The following is a 1,236-nucleotide window of genomic DNA, read 5'->3' as shown; positions in this document are numbered from 1 at the left end:
GGTCGTGTCAAGATTTATGTGTAAGCGTCTGTGTATGGGGGGCATACCTCTCCAGAAGCATCTTCTCCAGTACTTCCCGCACCTCAGCAAAACCCCTGAGCTTGCGCTCCGCCCACCTCCCCTCTTGTCGCTCGCTCTCCAGATACAAAAGCTTGAACACCGCCTCAGGCCTGGGAAACTTGTGGTCCCGCACCTTCGTCCCACGCCTCACCTCACGGATGAACCTCTCCATCAGGTTGGTGCTCCGCAGATAGGGCCAGAGCACCTGGGGGTAATCGTAGAAGCGCAGCAGGGCTCCCGAGTTCTCCCACCATGCCCCCACCAGGGAGGGGTACCTGGCACCCCAGGCCTCCCTCAGCCTCTCCAGAGCCCCAAGGGCCTCCTCTCGGCTTCCCGCCATGTACACCTCCTTCAGGTCCTGGGCCAAAAGAGCCCTGTCCCGAGAACGCACCCGCCCAAGGCTAGAGCGCACCTTGTGCACCACGCACCTCTGCCACCCCGCCAAGGGATAAACCCTCCCGATGGCCTCTTCGATCCCAGGTAGGCCATCGGTGACGAAAAGCAACACCCGCCTTAGTCCCCTTTTCCAAAGCTCCTTGAGCACCTCCTCCCAGGCATAAGCGTTCTCCGTGGGAAGCAGCCAGAAGCCCAGGACATGCCTCTCCCCTTTGGGGGTCACCCCCAGGGCCACGTATACGGCCGCCCTCTCCACCCCAACCCCCTCCCTGAGCACCTTCAAGAAGAAGCCATCCAGGTAGACAAAGGCCATCTCTCCCGGCAAAGGCCGCTTCTGGAAAGCCGCTGCCGCTTCCAGCACCCGGTCGGTGATGGCACTGATGGTCTCGTGGGTGTACCGGTGGCCCAGCAAAAGGCTCATCACTTCCGCCGCCTTGCGCTGACTCACCCCAGCGGCGTAGAGGGCAATGGCTACCTCCCCCACATCCACCTGGCGACGGGCGTAGGGCTGGAGCAGGCTGGGGTAGTACCTCCCTTCCCGATCCCGGGGGATGGCCAGCTTCACCTGGCCAAAAGCCGTTTCTAACTTGCGGGGGTAGTAGCCGTTCTTGCGCCCGCCGTGCCGGCGCAAGAAGGCTTCCCGGTCAGCGTCCAGTAGGGTTTGCAAGACCTCGGTCACCGTCTGCCTCACCGCTTCCCTTAGCATCACCTGCAGGGTATCCTGGTCCACGGGGTACCTCCTGTCCTTTCTGGTGCCCCCCTTTTATACACAAAACCCTA

At 62.1% G+C, this 1,236-nt stretch carries 1 protein-coding gene; it reads right to left on the bottom strand.

The annotated features are described in order from the left end of the window. Positions 1-7: 7 nt before the first annotated feature. Positions 8-1,186: an IS256 family transposase gene (locus L0C59_RS11030; protein ID WP_341474753.1), complete on the bottom strand. Its 1,179-nt coding sequence runs from the start codon at positions 1,184-1,186 to the stop codon at positions 8-10. Between the last annotated feature and the right edge of the window lie 50 nt (positions 1,187-1,236).

Source organism: Thermus neutrinimicus, assembly GCF_022760955.1.
In the GTDB taxonomy this organism is placed as follows: Bacteria; Deinococcota; Deinococci; order Deinococcales; family Thermaceae; genus Thermus; species Thermus neutrinimicus.
The sequence above is the reverse complement of the archived record's forward strand: the minus strand, read 5'-3'. Positions and strand labels throughout refer to the sequence as shown.